The sequence below is a fragment of the Streptomyces sp. NPDC096176 genome, assembly GCF_044763255.1.
GTDB lineage: Bacteria > Actinomycetota > Actinomycetes > Streptomycetales > Streptomycetaceae > Streptomyces.
Genome location: NZ_JBIWFV010000039.1, coordinates 1 through 1,127 on the forward strand (window position 1 = coordinate 1; position 1,127 = coordinate 1,127).

The window sequence follows — 1,127 nt, forward strand, 5'->3', positions numbered from 1 at the left end:
AGAGGTCGTTTTCGCCTGGACTGCCCGTGTATCCAGCGATTTTCAGACCGCCGGGTTGTGGTGCTCGTGCTGCTGGAGATGCGCGTTGATTCTTGCTGGTCAGATGAGGTGACAGGTGAGGCGGGAAGTGACTTGTGCCTGTCTCATCCCAGGACGCGGCCTTCGCGGACGCGTGCTTCCGTTGGTGTCGCTGTGCGCCTGGGCGCACTCGGTCCGCGACGGTACGCCGGAAGCATGCCGAAGCGACGTCCGTATCCGAGTGATCTGTCCGATGCCCGCTGGGAGTTGATCGAGCCGGTCCTTGCCGCCTGGCGTTTCGAGCGCCGTGGCAGGGCCCTGGACTTCGGCCGGCCACCCGAGCACGACCTGCGCGACATCATGGACGCGATCTTGTATGTCGACCGGACCGGCGTCCAGTGGCGCTACCTCCCGCACGACTTCCCGCACTGGAACACGGTCTACGGCTACTTCGCCAAATGGGCGGACGAGGGCGTGTTCGCCCAGCTCAACGGACTGCTCAGGCAACTGCTACGGGAGAAGGAAGGCCGGGATGCCGAGCCTTCCGCCTGCGTGATCGACGCCCAGAGCGTCAAGACCTCCACCAGCGTCCCCGCTGCCGGCCAGGGCATCGACGCCGGCAAGAAGATCGCCGGCAGGAAGCGGAGCATCGTCACCGACACGCTCGGACTCCTCCTCGCCGTACTGGTCACCGCAGCCAGCGTGCAGGACTCCACCGCCGGCACCACGCTGCTCGACCAGGTCGCCGCAGAACGTCCAGGCATCCGCAAAGTGTGGGTCGACGGCGGCTACCGCCAGCACCTCATCGAGCACGCTGCCACCCTCGGCATCGACATGGAAGTCACCGCCCGCAAGCCCGGGATCAGGGGATTCACCCCGATCCCCAAACGGTGGGCAGTCGAGCGGACCTACGGCTGGCTCATGCTCCACCGCCGCCTGGCCCGCGACTACGAAACCCTCCCCGAACGCTCCGAAGCCGTCATCCACATAGCCATGACCGACCTCATGGCCCGCCGCCTCACCGGCGAGACCACCATCTCCTGGCGCGACCCGAAGAAGACCGCTAAACAGCCCATTCCGGGATGAAACATCGGACGAAAACGACCTCT

The 1,127-nt window shown here is 65.7% G+C and carries 1 protein-coding gene; it reads left to right on the top strand.

Annotated elements, in window-relative coordinates:
- Positions 1–234: 234 nt before the first annotated feature.
- Positions 235–1,104, top strand: a complete 870-nt coding sequence (locus tag ACIQ7Q_RS34955) for an IS5 family transposase (protein WP_403871516.1) — start codon at positions 235–237, stop codon at positions 1,102–1,104.
- Positions 1,105–1,127: the final 23 nt, after the last annotated feature.

What these genes read in the sequence shown, in the direction of transcription:
- ACIQ7Q_RS34955 (WP_403871516.1), top strand. Translation starts at nt 235, where the DNA reads ATGCCGAAGCGACGTCCGTATCCGAGTGATCTGTCCGATGCCCGCTGG.